Source organism: Rhodopila sp., from assembly GCF_965276935.1.
In the GTDB taxonomy this organism is placed as follows: domain Bacteria; phylum Pseudomonadota; class Alphaproteobacteria; order Acetobacterales; family Acetobacteraceae; genus Rhodopila.
Genome location: NZ_CBDIBS010000004.1, coordinates 1,280,340 through 1,297,470, shown reverse-complemented (window position 1 = coordinate 1,297,470; position 17,131 = coordinate 1,280,340). Strand labels below are relative to the sequence as shown.

Genomic DNA, 17,131 nt, shown 5'->3' with positions numbered 1-17,131 from the left:
GAGATCCGCGTGTCCACCGACCGCCCGCCGCTACCGCCGTTCACCCAGCAAACCGCTATCCAGAAGGTGCGCGCCGCCGAGGACGGTTGGAACACCTGCGATCCCGGGCAAGTCTCGCTTGCCTACACGCAAGACAGCGTCTGGCGAAATCGCGCCGAGTTCATCCACGGCCGCTCGGCGATCGTCGCGTTCCTGACGCGGAAGTGGAACCAGGAACTGGAGTACCGCCTGATCAAGGAACTCTGGGCCTTCACCGAGGACCGCATCGCCGTCCGCTTCGCCTATGAGTACCACGACGATTCCGCCAACTGGTTCCGCGCCTATGGCAACGAGAACTGGGAATTCGAAGCCAACGGCCTGATGCGCGTCCGATATGCCAGCATCAATGATCTGCCGATCACCGCCGATAAGCGGCTGTTTCGGTGGGACCGCAATGCGCCGCGGCCGGCGGACCACCCCGGATTAACCGAACTGCGATTATGAGCACGGCCGGGGTGGTTGCCGACAAGCACCCGTCTATTCCGGCATGAGCTGGTACATCTTGCCGTCGAAACGGGCCAGCCGCATGCTTTTCATCGGCCGGTAGTCGGTCGGTGTCGTGCTGATGGTAATGCCCGGCAGAACCATCGGCAGCGTCGTTGTATCAGGCAGAGTGGTCGCGGCATGTAGAATATTCTCCCGCGACAGGTCATTGCCGGCCCGCTGCAGCACGACGACCAGCGCCTGCGCCATGGTGTAGCCATACGCCCAGACCGGGTTCGCCGGATCGCTCTCGGGCGCGTATTTCGCCCGCCACGCCTGGAACTGCTTCATTCCGGCGTCATTGGCCCAGCCTGGATCGGTCGGGTCCTTCAGATACTGCGCGGTGACCACGCCCACCGACTTGTCAAGGCCCGCCGACTCCAGCGCCGGTTTTACCAGTGCGCCGTTGGAATCGATGATGTGCAGCGGATGCCAATCGATATCGCCCACCTTGCGGATCGACATGGCGGAGAATTTGGGCGTGCTCGCATCGAACAGCACATCCGCGCCGGAGGCCTGCAGTTGCAGGATCTGTGAATCGATCGTCGGGTCGCTGACCTCATAGGACAGCGTCTTGACCACCATCTTGTCGAACTTGTCGCCCAGCCCGTCCTTCAGGCCGGCCACGTAGTCTCGCCCAAGATCGTCATTCTGGTACAGGATGCCGATCCGGGCATCTGGCTTGCTCTCCAGAATGAACTTCGCATACATCTGCCCTTCCAACCGATAGCTCGGCTGGAAGGGGATGCTCCACTTGAACGCCTGCGTGTCGGTAACGAACATCGACGCGCCGGAACCCAGCCAGATGTCCGGGACCTTCTTCTGGTTGACGTATCTGCGGATGGCGGCGTTGGGGGCGGTGCCGATGGTCTGGAACAGGATCGCCACCTGGTCCTCCTCGATCAGGCGGCGCACCACCTCGATTGTCTTGGGCGGGCTGTAGCCGTCATCCAGCGCGATCAGGTTGATCTTGCGTCCGTTGATGCCACCCTGGTCGTTGATCATCTTGAAGTAGTCGGATTCGGCGGTGGAGATCTGGCCATACACGCTGGCCGGGCCGCTGAATGGAGCACTTTGGCCGATCTTGATCTCGGTATTGGTCACGCCGGGCGTCGCGGCATGCGCCCAGGCCGGCAACGCCACCACGCCACCCAGCAATGCGCCGGCCATCCATTTCTTGGTCATCGTGTTCCTCAATGTTCTGTTCTTGAGCCTCGGCCTGATCTTGAGCCTCGGCCTGATCTTGAGCCTCGGCCTGACCAGCACTACCGGCGAACCGGCACCAGCCTTGCACCGGACATGGCACTTCGCGGCATCCATAACGCACAGCCCAAAGCAGTCAACGTCGAGACGAACGCGGCGGCGGCCAGGACATAGAGCCCGGCCTGAAACGTGCCGGTCGATTCTTTCGTCCAGCCCACCGCGATCGGCCCCAGATAGCCGGCGAAATTGCCCAGCGAGTTGATCAGCGCCAGGCCGGCCGCCAGCGCGGAGCCCGTCAGGAACGTCGATGGCAGCGGCCAGAACGGCGACTTCATGCCGTAGAAGCCAATGGTGGCCAGCGAAAACGCCGCCAGCACCCACAGGCTGTCGTGCAGCATCGCCGCCAACAGCATGCCGATCGTGGCGCAGCCGCAGGTGACGACCAACGTCCAGTAACGATCCGCCAGCTTGTCCGACAGATGCCCGCAGCCGACGATCGCGATGGTGCCGAACAGGTAGGGCACCGCGGTCAGCAATCCGGCCTGCGTGTTGGACACGCCGATCGCCTTTAATATCTGCGGCAGGAACAGCACCGTCCCCACCCCCGCCATGCCGATGCCGGCGAAGATCACCGTCAGGATCAGCAAGCGAGGATTGGTCATCGCCGACAGGATGGAATGGCTCCGCACCTGCTCGATCGCCTGCGTCTCGCCGCGCAGGGCATGATCCAGCCAGGTTCTCTGCGCCTCGGTCAGCCACTTCGCCTCGGACGGCCGCTCGGTCAGGAAGAACAGCACCGTCACGCCGATCAGCGCGGTGGGCAGGCCCTCGCCAATGAACATCCATTGCCAGCCATGCAGGCCGCCGATCCCCTCCATCCGCAGGAACGCGGTGGAAATCGGCGCGCCGATGGCGGTGGCCAGCGGCAGTCCGGTCAGGAACCAGCCGGTCACCCGCCCGCGATGCGCCTGCGGGAACCAGCGATGGAAGTACAGCAGCAGGCCGGGAAACAAGCCGGCCTCGGCCACGCCGATCAGCACGCGTATGATGAAGAAACTGGTCGGCCCGGTCACCAGCGCCGTTGCCGCCGACAGCAGGCCCCAGGAAATCATGATGCGCGCGATCCACAGGCGAGCGCCAACCTTCTGCAGGATGATGTTGGAGGGAACCTCCAACAGGCAGTAGCCCCAGAAGAAGGCGCCGGCGGCAAGCCCATAGACATAGGCGCTGAGACCGAGGTCGCGGTTCATCGTCAGCGCCGCAAAGCTGACATTGATCCGGTCGACATAGCAAAGGATGTAAAGCAGAAAGCAAAACGGCACCAGGCGCAGATACACCTTGCGCAGGGTAGCCTGTTCCACAGCCGAGGCCGTGGATGCGTCCACCATCGTTGTCCTCCCGCTTGATTACTTATTGTTCAGCCGGACGTTGGCACTCGCGAGCCGCCAGCGCAAGAACGGACTGGGTACGGTCTAAGTGTGGCGGCGCGCAATAATGAACGCTTCGCGCACGATCATTGGTCTTTTTCGACGCAAGCTGGCTAAGACGGATGGGCGTGCCCAACGCATGCTATTGGAGAACGGACGCACGCTCATTGAGACGGACGCGAGATCGTGCCGTTCGGCGCTGACTGCGCTGCAGGCTTCTGGTCATATTCTTCGGAACTTGTAAGCTGCTGAAATTGTAAGCATTAGCGAGGTATCCGAAAATCTTGAGTTTCGTGCCAGTGGCCTGACGTGCATCTGGCACTCGGCTGGGTCACATACGAAATTTAATGGTTGGCAAGAGTGGTCGTCATCGGCCACTCCGCCTTAACCGCAATCCCCCAATCCTCGGCAATACGTTCGCCCTCGAAGCGGTAGGTCGCTACCGCCGACAAATATACGGGCCTGCCGTCCTTCTTACCAGAGAAAAGCCACCGCACCGCGACGCGGTCGCCTTCTTCCAGCATGTCGAGGGCATCAATTCGAGCGCTTGGCACATGCTCGGCAAGCGACCGCAACATGTCTCGCGCACCATTATGACCCGATCGAAAGCCGCCGATCGAAGGATCATGCAACTTGAAGTCTTCCGTGAACCATTCGGGGACGTGGTCAATGTCTCCCGTGGACATCGCTTCCACGATCCGTAGGAGAACGGTCTTCCTTGATGACATAGAGGAATGCCCCCCAAAGTGAGATTTAAGTAAGTCACTTTTAATCGGAGGCGTCGATGTCAAACAAAGAGATTCTCCAACGATTGGCCGCTACAGCGAATGCTGGGGATGTGGACGTTGCTGAATGGTATACTGAAGATTTCAAGCTGTATGAGCCCGGTGTTCCACTTGAACGCGTCACTGGTCACGAGGGTGCTCGGCGAATGCTGGCTCATTTGCGGACGGCTCTAATACCCGAAACACGGTTTGAGATACTAGACATGGTTGAAGAAGACGACCGCGTCGCAGTGCGGTGGCTTTTCTCTGGCAAAAAGGAGGGTCATCCGGTCGTGATGCCCTGTATCGCAATCTATCGCTTTGTCGATGGGCGGATTGCCGAGGACTGGGGTATCGCATGTTACGAAGGACATCCCTGGCCGTAGGCTCGGGCGCTCCGGCGGTGCCGCATAATGTTGAGTTTCGGATTTGGGTCGCGCTAAGCTTCCCCGGTAATTGAAGGCAAAAGGCCCGGCATGTCGAGCACGATCAAGAAAATTGTGGAATGCACACGGGACGGGAAACTGCTCGCCGCCGTCCCGCTGGCTTATGGACATTCCATGGGATCGTCAGTCCCGCCCGACTTGATCAAGGAGGCCAAAGAGGCCCTTACCACAATGGGTCTTGTCACGCCGCCATTTGATTTTACCGGGATAAGCTATTGCATCCGGGATGCGTAAAGTCCATCCGGCGGCAAGGTGGGCTATGATCAGCGCCCCTCTTTATTAGCCCGCTCTACCTCTGTGCTAATCACGCAGTTTCGGAGTCCATAGAGCCATGCCTCTTGAGGCGTCAGCGTCTCCCGAGATTGGCTCATTGTCTCCAATTTCTCTCCCGCCTTGCTGCCTCGGAGCTCTAGCCGCGCCGCATCGTTGGCGTCATCGTGAGCCAAGCCCTGAGTTCTCCACTTGAGGTAGGTGTGCCGCGCTGTCTGTGCGTCGTCTGCCTCCTGCTCACACAGCGCCGGAATTGGCGTTTCGCTCGCGTGGCCCGGCCACGAGAACAGAGGTGGTCGGCTAAATTCGGACAGTCTGCTAAGTGGAACTTCTGCCTGAGAGCGGCGAGGATGCCGCGGATCAGGAGCGAATATGACGAAGCGAACACGCCGGACCCACGCTGCGGCCTTCAAGGCCAAGGTGGCGCTGGCCGCGATCAAGGGCGAGAAGACGCTGGCCGAGTTGGCGCAACAGTTTGAGGTGCATCCGAACCAGATCACTGCCTGGAAGGGACACCTGCTGGAGGCAGCCTCGGGCCTGTTTGGTTCGGGCGGCGGAGCATCCGAACCGGCACCTGTCATCGACGTCAAGACACTCCACGCCAAGATCGGAGAGCTGACGCTGGAGAACGATTTTTTGTCCGGTGCGCTCAGCAAGGCCGGCCTGCGGAGCGCAAAGCGATGATTGACCGGACGCACGAGTTGCCGCTGGGGCGGCAGGCGGCGTTGCTGCGATTGAGCCGCAGCAGCCTGTACTACGACCCGCAGCCGGTGCCCGAGGGCGAGCTTGTCATCATGCGGCGGATTGATGCGCTGCACCTGGACTACCCGTTCGCGGGCAGCCGGATGCTGCGCGATCTGCTACGCGGGGAGGGGGTGATCATTGGCCGCGAGATGGTGCGGACGATGATGCGCCGAATGTGTATTGAGGCGATCTACCGTCGGCCGAACACGTCAAAGCCGTGTCCAGGACACAAGATTTACCCATATCTTTTGCGCGGCCTGCCGGTTGACCGGCCCAACCAGGTGTGGTCGATGGACATCACCTACATTCCGATGGCGAAAGGCTTTGTCTATCTGGCGGCGGTGGTTGACTGGTTTAGCCGGCGGGTTCTGGCGTGGCGGGTGTCGGTCACCATGGAGGTTGATTTCTGCCTCGAGACCGTCGAGGAAGCGCTGGCGCGGCAGGGAAAACCGGACATTTTCAACACCGATCAAGGCAGCCAGTTCACCAGTGCCGCGTTCACCGGGCTGCTGCTGGAGAACGGGATCGCCATCAGCATGGACGGTCGTGGTGCGTGGCGAGACAACGTATTTGTCGAGCGGCTGTGGCGGTCGGTGAAGTACGAGGAGGTCTATCTGCGGGCCTATGAAACCGTCGCCGAAGCGCGGCGCCTGATCGGGGTATATCTGGATTTCTTCAACTGCAAACGACCGCACTCGAGCCTTGACGCCCGGACGCCGGACCAAGCCTACTTCACCCACCTGCCGCCACACGTGGCAGCCGCATGAATTTTGCCGCTGCTGTCGGGTCGCCTCTCCGATCAGGCTACGCCCTCCCTGCGAGGCGACCTGACAGCAGTACCTTACGTAACCAACAGGCAGGAGATCCACTTAACGGAGGCGAAATGCTGTAGCGACGAAGCCGACCATCTCTAACGTCGGCATGTGATAACTGTCAACGGTGTAGGTTCCATACGGGAACGAGGAGTTTGTAGAGGACATCACGCTTGGGAGCGTGGTCTTTGCTGTGCGCGGTTGTGCGCACTGCGCCAATAGGCACGCTGCGGCGAGGGTCAGTCTTCCCATCCGTCGGGTGCCAAACATGGTTTCACATACGCCCGATCCGGTAGGCTGAAAACGGGTCGGCACACGTTATTGCCGTGCAGGGATTGGCTTAAAGCTGATGCACAGGCGCGTTCCGGTAGCCTTGGCAAATCGCTCAAGGGTGCGGGTGGAAGGCATGGTTTTCCCGCTTTCGAGTCGGGCGACAACGGTTTGCGTCGTCCCCATTGCCTCGGCAACCTGCTCCTGCGTCATATCCGCGTCGGCGCGGGCGCGGATCAGGGCGGCGGCAAGGGCGAACTCGTCCTCCAGGGCGTCGTAAGCGGCCTTGAAAGCCGGGTCTTTCAGCTTTTCGTCGGCCCACTGATCAACCGGAATGGTCTTGGTCATCGTAAAAACTCCTTCGCCCTTTTGCGGGCCAGTTCGAGGTTGCGGCGCGGTGTCTTGTGCGTCTTCTTCGGGAAGACATGCACGACGATGACGCGGCGGCCCGTGGCGGTGATTTAGGCGGCGCGGGCGATGCCGTCCTTGCCCTTCATCCGCATTTCCCACAGCGGCCCCTCAAGGTGTTTGACATAGGGTTCGCGCACCTTTTGCAGCCCTTCGCTCTGGATCAACCGAGCAATCCGCAAAAACGCAGCCCCGATGTCATCAGGGAGGGCGTCAAGTTCCGCCCTTACGTCGTCATCCAGAAATTCCACCGTCCAAGTCATAGAAAATTATAGCATTTTTGCTATGATTGTCAAATATTTTCTTGCTAAATCAACACTAGAAACTTATCGGTTATCCCGGCTGCTCCGTGCATCCCTCTATGCCGTCTTCATCGAAAACGTGCTCCGCGACGGCGTAAGGTGGGCCACTAAACCAACCTTCCGCCTCTGCTGCGGCCCGGTCGAGCGTCCGGCACAATTCGGCGGTGGTGCTCTGCACGTCAACGCTGTCGATGCGTATGGCGATGATGGTGCGGGTGCCAAGATCCGTGCAGCGCCATTGCCGCCCGCCGCACCGGAATATCCCGCCAAGGGTAAAATCCGAGTGCTTCACAGCAACCCCTTGTCGGTCATGCGGCTGGTCATGCGTTCCGCCCCGTCATCAAAAAAACCTCGGCGGCTCGGTGTGCGGCGGCAAGGTGGCCTTGGTCGGCAGATGGCGAATGGCATTGCCGGTCTGGCGGTCGGCGATGGCAAGATCGAACTGCGCCTGGAGGTTAAGCCAGAACTGCGGGTCGGTGCCGAACCAGTGCCCAAAGCGGAGCGCCGTGTCGCCGGTGATCGCGCGCTTGCCGCCGATGATCTGGCTGACGCGATTGGCAGGCACGTCGATCTGGCGCGCAAATTCAGTGGGCGTGATGCCCAACCCTTCCAGCTCGTCTTTCAGGATTTCGCCGGGATGAACAGCGCGCTTGAACATGACGGTCTCCTTTCCTTCAATGATAATCCACGATTTCAACATTATCCGGTCCCGGCTGCCCGTCCGGCCACTCAAAGCAGATGCGCCACTGATGATTGATCCGGATGGAACACTGGCCGGCGCGGTCTCCCCTAAGGACTTCAAGCCGGTTGCTCGGTAATGCCCGCAGCGTATCGAGCGACAACGCGGCGTTTAGGATGGCAAGCCGCCGTTCAGCCTGCTGCTCGAAACCCTGGAACGCCCTGACGAATTCACCTTGACTGAACCGCTCGGTCTGTTTGTCCCTGTAGCTGAGAATCATTTATTACTTGGATACAGCATATATACGCTATACGTCAAGCGTCAATTTAAACTTCCCTTGCCAAGCCTTTTTCTTCCTTGCTTTCTAGCCCCGTTCCTTGTTCGGCCTGAAAAGCCCGTTCCTCGTCCCCGCCCTGCAATTCAGAATCACCTGCAATTCAGAATCATCGGAGCGCCCGCAGTCCGTCAAAAGCGGCGCAGCCGGGACCGGACCCACGCGCAGCCCTGCTTTGGGCGAGCATGGGGGAGGACCCGCCTTTTGACGGGCTAGGACGCGGAGATAGGTGGTGCGGCGCACTATGATGAACGCTTCAACGCACAATCATCGGTTTTTTCGACGCAAATTAGCTGAGACGAATGGGCGTGCCCAACCCATGCTATTGGAGAACGGCCGCACGCTTATTGATACGAACGCGAGATCGTGCCATTCGGCGCTGACTGTGCTGCAGGCTTCCGGTCGTATTTCGGAACTTGTAAGCTGCTGAAACTATAAGCAGTAAGAGGGGCAAAACTGTGGGCACCGTCGCATTTTCTCTTGCTCTGGCTCGACTTGGTCGGGTTCTTTACAGGTGTGCCGGCGCCACCGTCCCTTTCCGGGCTGAGTCGTGCAGAGCTTGAGGCGCTGCTGGTTGAGCTGTTTGGTAAAGTCGCCGCTCTGGAAAAGGTCATTGGTGAGCAACGCGAAGAGATCGCCCGTCTGAAAGGTTTGACGGGCCGTCCGACGATCAAACCGAGCGGCATGGACAAGGGGACAGAGCCGCCCAGGCCCGCCAAGAACGAGAAGCGGCGGTTCCGGGGCAAGGTGGCGCCCCGGGTCAGCATCGAAGACCAAGTGGTGAAGGTCGCCGTCCCGGAAGGCTCGTGCTTCCGGGGTCATGAGCCATTTCTGGTGCAGGATCTGGTGATTTCGGTATGTGCAACCCGGTACCAGCGCGAGCGCTGGGTCACGCCGGATGGACGCACGCTGCTGGCGCCGTTGCCGGCGGGGATCGATGGCCATTTTGGTCCCGAACTTCGCCGCTTCGTGCTGATGCACTACCATCAGGGGCAGTCCACGCTAGCCCGGCTGACGACACTCTTGCGCTCGGTCGGCGTGTCGATCTCGAAGCGCCAGCTACAACGCCTGTTGACTGACAAGCAGGCGGATTTCGTCGCCGAAGCCCAGGACGTTCTGCGCGCCGGGCTGGCGACGGCGCCCTACGTCTCGGTGGACGATACCGGGGCACGGCATAAGGCCAAGAACGGCTTTTGCACGCAGATCGGCAATGACTGGTTCACCTGGTTCGCCACCCGCACATCGAAAACCCGGCTGAACTTCCTTGACCTGCTGCGTGCCGGTCATAGCGACTATGTGCTCAACGACGCAGCCTATGGCTACATGCGAAAGCATTCTTTGGCCACGCCATTGATCGCCCGCCTTGCGGGTCAGCCGGAGACGCGCTTTGCCAATCACAAAGCATGGCTGGCGCATCTCGACCGCCTAGGCTTCACCGCACTGGAGGTGACGCCCGATCCGGTGCGGGTTGCCACAGAGGCCGCCGTGTGGGGCAGCGTTCAGGCGCACAAATTCCTCTGCGATGCCGTCGTGCTGAGCGATGACGCCGGCCAGTTCAACGTCGGACATCACGCGCTGTGCTGGGTCCATGCGGAACGGTTGGTGCATAAGCTGGACGCCTTCACCGACATGCATCGCGCGGCGCAGACCCGGGTGCGCAGCCTGATCTGGGACTTCTACACCAGTCTTAAGGCTTACCGGCTCAAGCCAAGCCCGCGCCGGGCTGTCGGATTGCGCGCGCGGTTCGACCGCATCTTCCTGCGCCGTACCGGCTTCGTCACGCTGGACCGCTTGCTCAAGCGGCTGCATGCCAACAAGGCCGAGTTGCTGATGGTGCTGCAGCGGCCAGAAATCCCGCTCCACACCAACGGGTCAGAGAACGACATCCGGTGCTACGTGACCCGGCGAAACGTCAGCGCCGGAACACGCAGCGACGGCGGCCGCGACTGCCGTGATGCGTTTCTGGGTCTCGCCAAGACCTGCGACAAACTTGGCATCGCGCTCTGGGACTATCTGGGCAGCAGACTCACGACGCCAGGGCACATCGTCGTTCAGCCGCTCGATCGGTATGTCAGAGGCCAGTTCCGCCCCGCCTGAACAGGCGCTGCCCACAGTTTTGCCCCTGTTACTTTCGGAACTTGTAAGCTGCTGAAACTATAAGCATCAGCTAGGTATCCGAAAGTCTTGCATTTTGATCATCGCGTTGCCGTTACCCTAGCGCGCCGGTAGTAGGTCCATGCGTCTGAGCGGTACGGTGTACTGTCACAGGCAACCATACGGAACTTGAAACATTCATAAAGCAAATTCTGCTGAATTTAATCCAAATATTTCAATATGATGCCGGATGATAAAAGGCTTGCGCGGAAGTCCAGGCTTCTGCGACATGGTTTGTCCGATCCCCTAGTATCTACGCGATATCGAATCTATAATCTTCCAATTAACTGATTTATTGTGCAAAAGTTCACTATGATAGTGTACCGTTCCATCTAGACGCACGGTCCGTGCGCCAGAATTCATGAACCTCGTGCATTGTGAGTCGAAGGAAGATCATTCCGATGTCAGAATCATGGCGCGTGTTCCAGCTTATGGGCTCAATCGTGACATGACGGGCCACGCTGATCGGCATGCTGTCTCTCGCGAGCTGCGGGACAGCGCCGATCGTGTTCGATCATGCGAACCTGGCCAGCGTGCGGCGTATGGACGTTCTCACGCCGGGTTTCCCGGAGCAGCCGACCGTTGCGGTATTGCCGCCCACGAATGGCGCTTTGTTCCTGCTCGTCAACGCGGTGCAGGAGGGCAACCGCAGCCGCGAGTTCGCGAAATCCCTCGTTCACGCCAAATCCGACCCCGAAGCCGCGTTCTCGAAGGCACTGGTCGCGTGCCTGCGTGACGCCGGCGTGCAGCCGTCCGCGCTCCCGGCGGACGTGCGGAGAACAAGTCTCCTGAAGCAGTATGGCTCGGTCGGCGCCCAAGGCGCGGACGCCGTTCTTGATGTTGTGGTCACGCGCTACGGCTATTACGCCGTCACCAACGCCGCGCCGTTCAAGCCTGACATCGTCATGCAGGCGCGCCTCGTGGACATACGAAGCCACAGGGTCCTCATGCAGGACACGATCAACATGGTAAATGTGATTTCGGCCGATCCCACGGTGACCGCTGCTTCCTTTCAGGACTACTCGGACATCGCCGCCAACTCGGATGGGGCCGCGCGCACGCTTCAGTCAGCAATGGGCTCAGCGGCGTCCGCTGTCTGCAAGCGGCTCACGTGATGAAAACCAGCGCGATTCCGGCTTTGTCGCTGATGCTCCTGGCTGGCTGCAGTCAGCCGCCGCTCCTCTCGCTCGCGGACCGCGTGTGTGATACGGCGCCCCGGCTCATGCCGGGCAACGAGGTCTCGCTTGGACGCGGGGGCAGCAGCACCGTGATCATGGACGCCGCCTCGCCGTGCGTCGAGACGCCCGCGGGCCGAGCAAGCTACATCGTTTTCGCACTACCGGCCGATAACAGCCCCTATCAGATCACCGTTCGCAGCCACCCGCGTGGGGGCGCCCTTATCTCGCCTGAAGCAACGATCTATGGCGCGGATGACCGTCCGCGTCGAGAGATCGGCGGGTTCAGGGGCGCGGCCGGCACCCTGGTGGCCTCCACGACAGGAGAGCCCGGCGACCGCTACGTCGTCGTCACCTCAACGCCTGACACGATCGGCGTTCCGCGAAACGTCCCGACCGCGGGCAACCCGCCTCCGATCCGCTTGGCCGCGACCATAGTCGTGCCGATCATCATGCCTGCATCACCGGCTGGCCCAACGACCGACATAATCAGTGCCATTCTCGCTCACTCCGGAGCAATTACGGTTTCGGCAAACCCATTCATCACCCTCCCGTAGCAAACACGCCAGCCATAAGGATCAGCAGACGGCTCAGGATACGCACGTATGGCACTTGGCACGAAAGGCAGGGTAAACCAGGAACAGAGGGCGCGACCGCATTTGCCGGAAACCCCGGGTTAGTAAATTCGGGTTACTACGGGGCTGAGCGGCCACTCCGATTCCATGCACCAACCCCTCTGATCCCAAGCTTTTCTTCGTTCGTTTGGCGGCGCAGCCCGGTGCCTCATTTTTTGTGATTCGTGTGCCGATACCGCCATCGTCCCGTGGCTGCATCAGACATCATGGGCGTCCATGGTTGCCGGCACCCTGAACCCGTATACATTAAGACCATGGATCATGCTTCCGTCGCCGATCGGATGACCACGACAGCGCTGCTGGAGCGTCTGGTGGCGTTCGACACCACCAGTCGGAACAGCAATCTCGCGCTGATCGAGTTTATCCGCGATTACCTGGACCGCCATGGCGTGGCATATCGCGTCAGCACCGACACCACCGGGCAGAAAGCCAATCTGCATGCCATCATCGGCCCGAACACGGCGGGCGGCCTGGCGCTCAGCGGCCATGTCGACACGGTGCCGGTGGATGGCCAAGCCTGGACTGGCGATCCCTTCACCCTGCGCCGGCGTGACGGCAAACTGTTCGCCCGCGGCGCCTGCGACATGAAAGGTTTTGTTGCCGCCTGCCTGGCGGCGGTACCGGATTTCCAGGCCCGTGAACTGGTCCGTCCGCTGCATTTGTTCATCAGCTATGACGAGGAAGTCGGCTGCTTTGGCGCACGCCGGCTGATCGAGGACATGGCTGACTCCGGCCTCAAGCCAGACATGTGCGTGGTCGGTGAACCTTCGGGCATGCAGCCGATCCTGGCGCACAAGGGCAAACTGGATCTGACTGTCACGGTGCGCGGGCTGACCGGCCATTCCAGTGATCCCGCGCGTGGCGTGAACGCAGTCCAGGCGGCCGGAGAGGCGATTGCCTGGGTCGCCCGCGAAGCCCGCCGGTTGGCGATGGAAGGCCCGTTCGAGCCGGGCTTTGATCCACCCCACACCACCATTCATGTCGGCACCGTGTACGGCGGCACGATCCTCAACATCATTCCGGAACACGCCACGTTCAGCATGGAATGGCGTGGCATCCCAGGCGACCCGCCGGAGCGGCACATGCAGCGGATGCGGGCCTGGATCGGCGAAACCATCGAGCCTGCGATGAAGGCGGTGCACGCCACTTGCGGCTTTGAATATGAAGTCGGCTTGGAAATGCCGGGCATGGCGCTGCCGCCGGATCACGCGCTGACCGCGATGGTCAAGCAGGTCACCGGGTCGAACAGTGTCGGGAAGGTCAGCTACGGCACCGAGGGCGGCTTCTATCAGCAGGCTGGCATCCCGACGATCGTCTGCGGCCCCGGTCATATCGTGCAGGCCCACCAGCCCGACGAGTGGATCGCCCAGTCCGAGCTGGATGCCTGCGACCGGTTCGTCCGGCGGCTCGCGGACCGGCTGCTGGCCTGATCCAGGTGCCCGATGGGTCCGTTCATTCCCCACCCCCCGCTGCCTGACTTCGAGGTCCGTCTGGTTCCGCCCGATCTTTCGGCCTGGATCGCCGGCAACACCGGTATCCAGGGCATAACGATGCGCGATTCCGGGCGGCGAGGTCCGCATGTCGCGTTGTTCAGCCTGATGCACGGGAATGAATTCGCCGGCGCGATCGTCCTGGATCTGTTGCTGCGCACCGGTCTTGTGCCAACCGTCGGCCGGCTGTCACTCGGCTTTATCAACCTGTCCGCCTTTGACCGTTTTGATGCTCGGCGGCCCACCGCTTCGCGCTTTATTGACGAGGACTTGAACCGGGTCTGGGACGAGGCGATCCTGGACGGACCACGGCATTCGATCGAACTGGATCGGGCGCGGGAGATCCGCGCCTTCATCGGCACCGTTGACGTCCTGCTCGACTTGCATTCCATGCTGTGGCCGTCGGAGGCGTTGATCCTGAGCGGCACCCCGGCCAAGGGCCAGGCGCTGGCGGTCGGCATCGGCACGCCGCCTCTGGTCATCGCCGACGAAGGCCATGTGAACGGCCGGCGGCTGATCGACTACACGCGATTTTGCAGCGCTGCCACGCCTTATGTCGCCTGTCTGGTGGAGGCCGGGCAGCATTGGGAACAATCTACCGTGGACACCTTGCTGGGCAGCGTCGCGGGACTGCTGCGGCACCTGGGGATTGTCGCGCCGGATGCGCCGTTGCCGCCGCCCCTGGCGCAGCAGAGCCGGATCGCCAAGGTCACCACGGCGGTGACCGCGATGACCTCCAACTTCGCCTTCGTGCAGGCCTATCGGGGCGGCGACATCATCGCACGCCGCAACACCTTGATCGCGATGGACGGCGAGACGGAAATTCGCACGCCGCATGACGATTGCCTGCTGGTCATGCCCAGCCTGCGGCCAAGCCGGGGGCATACCGCGGTCAGGCTGGCGAAATTCGAGACTAGAGCGTGATCCGAGTAGGTGGCATCACCGGAACGGTGAATCACGCGATCAAACCAAGGGCTAGAGTATGCGTCTTGGTCAAGCGACGTCTGGCGTCCATCTGCGATGATCCCGCAGCAGCGCGTTGGCGATGATGACGAGTTTGCGCATGATGGCGACGATGGCGAGCTTGGCGGGTTTGCCGGCCTGGCGCAGCGCCTGGTATTTGGCCTTCAGCGGCGGATTGAAGCGGATGGCGACCAGGGCGGGCATGTCGATCGCCTGCCGGAGGTTGGCCCTGCCGCCCTGGATGAAGCTTTTGCCTTGCCAGGTGCCGGATTGTCGGGTGACCGGCGCCAGGCCAGCGAGGCTGGCGGCCTGCTTGGCGTCCATCGAGCCGAGTTCTGGCATGTCGATAAGCAAGGCGAGGCCGGTGGCGGCGCCCAGGCCAGGGATGCTGACAAGGATGTCGAAGCGGGCCTTGAGCCTGTCATGGGCGGCCAGAATGGTTGTCCGCTGGCGATCGATGGCCTGGATCTGGGTGTCGATTTGCTTGAGGTGTTGCTGGCTTTGGCGCTTGAGCAGGGCAGCGTGAGGGTCTTGGCGCGGTTGAGTGCTGCGGTGCGGTCCTTCACCAAGGCCCGCCGTGCGGCCAGCAGTTCGGCCAGCTGATCAACGGTTGGATCCCGGGCGGGGGGGATGTCGGGCTGCAGGAGGGCGCCGAAGCGGGCCAGCATGGCGGCATCGACGGGATCGGTCTTGACCCGTTTGCCGGTGGCCTCGGCGAAGCGGCGGGCCTGCAGCGGGTTGACTTTGACGGCGGGCAGCGCGGCGCGGCCCAGCGCCATTTCGAGGGCGCGGTGGTAGGCGCCGGTGGCCTCGAAGACGATGCGGGTTGGCTGGTAGGGGGTGATCCAGGCGATCAGCCTGGCGTGGCCTTGGCGATCATTGGTGAACCGCTGGGCGAGGCCCTGCGGGTGGAGGTGGACCTCGAGGGTGTCTTTGGCGACGTCGATGCCGAGGGTGACGTGATCCGCGGTTGGTGCTATGGCGTGGCTCATCTTTTCCTGTCCCATGCTTGTCATCCGGGGCGTGCAACACCCAGGTATCCGTTCGGGCCTTGAGGAAAAGAAGCGGGCGATCCCACTCTAACTCGGTCCTACCCGACCGGCGTGATCTCGATCCATCCCGCTTCACCAGCGGCGGGTTGCAACCCGCCGCTGGTGAACCATTGTTCCGCAAAACCTGGGGCAAGTCATAAGACAAGCGTGATCCGAGCAGGTGGCATCACCGAAACGGTGTATCACGCGATCAAGCAAAGGGCTAGAGGGGGGTCCGTGAGCCAAGGCAAACGGAAACGGAAAACGCTCTAGGTGACGGGGCTGCGTGTTCGGCAATCTACGCGGCCGGCCGCCGCCGCGGCAGTGTAATGCCGCGGGCAATCGGTAACGCGAGCGCGCACATCGCCGCCATGGCCCAGAACGCTTCGGCGCCAAATGTCCCGTACAGCGGGCCGGAGACCAATGTCACCGCCGCCGCCATCGCGCCCATCGCGATGGTCGCGTAAAAGGTCTGTGCGGTGGCCGCCAGGTTGGCCGGCACAACGGTCTCGATCATGTCCATGCACGCAAGGTGCAACAGGGCGAACGTCAGGCCGTGCAGGGGCTCGACCAGCGCCATGGCGGGGAACCAGGCGGTCTGGGCCGCCGTGCCCCAGCGGACGATCCCCGCCGTGGCCGACAGCATCATCGCCTTTCCCGGACCGAGGCGGTCCAGGAGGCGGCGGCCGAAAAACAGGAAGACGGCGACCTCGGCGGCCACCGACATGGCCCACAGCACGCTGGACTGGCTCGCCGACAGGCCGGCGGCGCGCCATCGGATGACCTCGAAGCCGTCATGCAGCGCATGGCTGCCGCCGATCAGCGCGGCGACGATCATCAGCCGGCGGAACATCGGGATTCGCAGCAATGTCCGGATCGGGCTGCTGGCCGCCGCCGCCCGCTCCGTCGCCTTGGCGCCGGCGACGCGGTTCGGGACCAGCCAGGCCAGACAGGCGGCGACCGCCAGCAGACCAGCATTGAGCCAGACGATGACGCCAAGCCCGGTTCGGCTCACACATTGCCCGGCAACGAGCGTGCCGACGATGAAGGCGGCCGAGCCGGCGGCGCGCACCCAGCCATATTCGAAGCCTGGCTTGTCTTGCGCCGAACCCAGTGCCAGCGCATCGGCGATCGGCGTCAAGGGCGCCAGGACCGAGGCATGGGCAACGCTGATCAGAAGCAGGACCGGCAGGCCGCGCGCCGGGGCGTAGGCCAGGGCGATGACGGCAGCCGCGGCGGTGAAGCCCCCAAGGACGCCTGAAGGCCAGCCGGTGCGGTCGGCCAGGCGACCACCCATCGGGCCTGCCAACAGCCTGATCGCCGTGCCGCCAGCCAGCACAACCCCGATCGCGTCAGCCTGCAGACCGTCCTGTGCGAGCAAGCCAGGCATGAACGGCGCCGTGGCACCAAACGCGGCGAACATCGCCGCGTAGAGCACCAGAAACCGCGGCAAGGGCGATCCAGACAGCACAACTTTACAGTATTGCCGGTTGGCCGAGGTT

15 protein-coding genes and 2 pseudogenes are annotated in these 17,131 nt (G+C 62.0%); 8 read left to right on the top strand and 9 right to left on the bottom strand.

What is annotated here, in order from left to right:
* Positions 1-9: 9 nt before the first annotated feature.
* Positions 10-483 carry a DUF1348 family protein gene (locus ACQY4S_RS22300; protein ID WP_428487390.1) on the top strand — a complete coding sequence of 158 codons (474 nt, stop codon included), beginning with the start codon at positions 10-12 and terminating at the stop codon, positions 481-483.
* A gap of 33 nt (positions 484-516) precedes the next feature.
* Here ACQY4S_RS22300 and ACQY4S_RS22295 read toward each other — a convergent pair whose 3' ends face one another.
* From ACQY4S_RS22295 to ACQY4S_RS22285, 3 genes are all read right to left on the bottom strand, one after another.
* A complete protein-coding gene (locus ACQY4S_RS22295; RefSeq protein WP_428487389.1) occupies positions 517-1,707 on the bottom strand; it encodes an ABC transporter substrate-binding protein in 1,191 nt (396 codons plus the stop codon).
* Positions 1,708-1,787: 80 nt separating this feature from the next.
* Positions 1,788-3,113 carry an MFS transporter gene (locus ACQY4S_RS22290; RefSeq protein ID WP_428487388.1) on the bottom strand — a complete coding sequence of 442 codons (1,326 nt, stop codon included), beginning with the start codon at positions 3,111-3,113 and terminating at the stop codon, positions 1,788-1,790.
* Positions 3,114-3,496: 383 nt separating this feature from the next.
* Positions 3,497-3,880: a nuclear transport factor 2 family protein gene (locus ACQY4S_RS22285; protein WP_428487387.1), complete on the bottom strand. Its 384-nt coding sequence runs from the start codon at positions 3,878-3,880 to the stop codon at positions 3,497-3,499.
* A gap of 56 nt (positions 3,881-3,936) precedes the next feature.
* Between ACQY4S_RS22285 and ACQY4S_RS22280 the strand changes: the two genes are divergently transcribed.
* The gene (locus ACQY4S_RS22280) at positions 3,937-4,302 is read left to right on the top strand and encodes an ester cyclase (protein WP_428487386.1); all 366 of its coding nucleotides are present in this window, start codon (positions 3,937-3,939) and stop codon (positions 4,300-4,302) included.
* Positions 4,303-5,004: 702 nt separating this feature from the next.
* Positions 5,005-6,143, top strand: a protein-coding gene (locus ACQY4S_RS22275; protein ID WP_428483442.1) for an IS3 family transposase whose coding sequence is annotated in 2 segments (ribosomal slippage) — positions 5,005-5,263 and positions 5,263-6,143 — 1,140 coding nt in all. Because the reading frame shifts where the segments join, the coding sequence is not laid out codon by codon here.
* Between the two features lie 363 nt (positions 6,144-6,506).
* On the opposite strand, the gene ACQY4S_RS22270 is transcribed toward ACQY4S_RS22275, so the two are convergent.
* From ACQY4S_RS22270 to ACQY4S_RS22255, 4 genes and pseudogenes are all read right to left on the bottom strand, one after another.
* Positions 6,507-6,806, bottom strand: a complete 300-nt coding sequence (locus tag ACQY4S_RS22270; RefSeq protein ID WP_428487385.1) for a helix-turn-helix domain-containing protein — start codon at positions 6,804-6,806, stop codon at positions 6,507-6,509.
* A pseudogene (locus ACQY4S_RS22265) lies at positions 6,803-7,117 on the bottom strand (type II toxin-antitoxin system RelE/ParE family toxin). Before ACQY4S_RS22265 ends, ACQY4S_RS22270 begins: the two are co-directional and overlap by 4 nt.
* A gap of 391 nt (positions 7,118-7,508) precedes the next feature.
* Entirely contained in the window at positions 7,509-7,826 is a 318-nt protein-coding gene (locus tag ACQY4S_RS22260; protein WP_428487384.1) for a HigA family addiction module antitoxin, read from the bottom strand.
* A gap of 16 nt (positions 7,827-7,842) precedes the next feature.
* Positions 7,843-8,127: a type II toxin-antitoxin system RelE/ParE family toxin gene (locus tag ACQY4S_RS22255; protein WP_428487383.1), complete on the bottom strand. Its 285-nt coding sequence runs from the start codon at positions 8,125-8,127 to the stop codon at positions 7,843-7,845.
* 738 nt (positions 8,128-8,865) lie between these two features.
* Here ACQY4S_RS22255 and ACQY4S_RS22250 point away from each other — a divergent pair.
* The 5 genes from ACQY4S_RS22250 (at position 8,866) to ACQY4S_RS22230 (ending at position 14,559) form a co-directional block, all read left to right on the top strand.
* Positions 8,866-10,278 carry an IS66 family transposase gene (locus tag ACQY4S_RS22250; protein ID WP_428487382.1) on the top strand — a complete coding sequence of 471 codons (1,413 nt, stop codon included), beginning with the start codon at positions 8,866-8,868 and terminating at the stop codon, positions 10,276-10,278.
* A 527-nt stretch (positions 10,279-10,805) separates the two neighbouring features.
* Entirely contained in the window at positions 10,806-11,450 is a 645-nt protein-coding gene (locus tag ACQY4S_RS22245) for a hypothetical protein (protein ID WP_428487381.1), read from the top strand.
* On the top strand, positions 11,450-12,067 hold the full coding sequence (locus ACQY4S_RS22240; RefSeq protein WP_428487380.1) for a hypothetical protein: 618 nt from the start codon (positions 11,450-11,452) through the stop codon (positions 12,065-12,067). Before ACQY4S_RS22245 ends, ACQY4S_RS22240 begins: the two co-directional genes overlap by 1 nt.
* Before the next feature lie 332 nt (positions 12,068-12,399).
* On the top strand, positions 12,400-13,575 hold the full coding sequence (argE, locus tag ACQY4S_RS22235) for an acetylornithine deacetylase (RefSeq protein ID WP_428487379.1): 1,176 nt from the start codon (positions 12,400-12,402) through the stop codon (positions 13,573-13,575).
* Positions 13,576-13,587: 12 nt separating this feature from the next.
* Complete coding sequence (locus tag ACQY4S_RS22230; protein WP_428487378.1) at positions 13,588-14,559, top strand: peptidase M14; 972 nt, start codon at positions 13,588-13,590, stop codon at positions 14,557-14,559.
* A 69-nt stretch (positions 14,560-14,628) separates the two neighbouring features.
* Here ACQY4S_RS22230 and ACQY4S_RS22225 read toward each other — a convergent pair.
* Positions 14,629-15,590, bottom strand: a pseudogene (locus ACQY4S_RS22225) (IS110 family transposase).
* Positions 15,591-15,927: 337 nt separating this feature from the next.
* On the bottom strand, positions 15,928-17,082 hold the full coding sequence (locus tag ACQY4S_RS22220) for an MFS transporter (RefSeq protein WP_428487377.1): 1,155 nt from the start codon (positions 17,080-17,082) through the stop codon (positions 15,928-15,930).
* Between the last annotated feature and the right edge of the window lie 49 nt (positions 17,083-17,131).

Bases quoted from the DNA above. Each gene is read 5' to 3' on its own strand.
- ACQY4S_RS22255 (WP_428487383.1), bottom strand. From the start codon at position 8,127: ATGATTCTCAGCTACAGGGACAAACAGACCGAGCGGTTCAGTCAAGGT.
- ACQY4S_RS22295 (WP_428487389.1), bottom strand. From the start codon at position 1,707: ATGACCAAGAAATGGATGGCCGGCGCATTGCTGGGTGGCGTGGTGGCG.
- ACQY4S_RS22240 (WP_428487380.1), top strand. From the start codon at position 11,450: ATGAAAACCAGCGCGATTCCGGCTTTGTCGCTGATGCTCCTGGCTGGC.
- ACQY4S_RS22260 (WP_428487384.1), bottom strand. From the start codon at position 7,826: ATGTTCAAGCGCGCTGTTCATCCCGGCGAAATCCTGAAAGACGAGCTG.
- ACQY4S_RS22280 (WP_428487386.1), top strand. From the start codon at position 3,937: ATGTCAAACAAAGAGATTCTCCAACGATTGGCCGCTACAGCGAATGCT.
- ACQY4S_RS22290 (WP_428487388.1), bottom strand. From the start codon at position 3,113: ATGGTGGACGCATCCACGGCCTCGGCTGTGGAACAGGCTACCCTGCGC.
- ACQY4S_RS22230 (WP_428487378.1), top strand. From the start codon at position 13,588: ATGGGTCCGTTCATTCCCCACCCCCCGCTGCCTGACTTCGAGGTCCGT.
- argE (WP_428487379.1), top strand. From the start codon at position 12,400: ATGGATCATGCTTCCGTCGCCGATCGGATGACCACGACAGCGCTGCTG.
- ACQY4S_RS22250 (WP_428487382.1), top strand. From the start codon at position 8,866: ATGGACAAGGGGACAGAGCCGCCCAGGCCCGCCAAGAACGAGAAGCGG.
- ACQY4S_RS22245 (WP_428487381.1), top strand. From the start codon at position 10,806: ATGCTGTCTCTCGCGAGCTGCGGGACAGCGCCGATCGTGTTCGATCAT.
- ACQY4S_RS22270 (WP_428487385.1), bottom strand. From the start codon at position 6,806: ATGACCAAGACCATTCCGGTTGATCAGTGGGCCGACGAAAAGCTGAAA.
- ACQY4S_RS22285 (WP_428487387.1), bottom strand. From the start codon at position 3,880: ATGTCATCAAGGAAGACCGTTCTCCTACGGATCGTGGAAGCGATGTCC.